Origin of the sequence: Enterobacter sp. EC_50 (assembly GCF_019584525.1) — a bacterium.
GTDB classification, from domain to species: domain Bacteria; phylum Pseudomonadota; class Gammaproteobacteria; order Enterobacterales; family Enterobacteriaceae; genus Enterobacter; species Enterobacter roggenkampii.
In genome coordinates this window covers 1-231 of the sequence record NZ_VDAF01000123.1, presented here as the reverse complement: position 1 = coordinate 231, position 231 = coordinate 1, and the positions used below count along the sequence as shown (strand labels likewise).

Annotated in this window: 1 rRNA gene; it reads left to right on the top strand. The window is 53.7% G+C overall.

From position 1 onward, the window contains the following. Nucleotides 1-231, top strand: a 16S ribosomal RNA gene (locus FHC48_RS23305); the annotation flags it as partial.

Genomic DNA, 231 nt, shown 5'->3' with positions numbered 1-231 from the left:
TGGTGCCTTCGGGAACTCTGAGACAGGTGCTGCATGGCTGTCGTCAGCTCGTGTTGTGAAATGTTGGGTTAAGTCCCGCAACGAGCGCAACCCTTATCCTTTGTTGCCAGCGGTTTGGCCGGGAACTCAAAGGAGACTGCCAGTGATAAACTGGAGGAAGGTGGGGATGACGTCAAGTCATCATGGCCCTTACGAGTAGGGCTACACACGTGCTACAATGGCGCATACAAA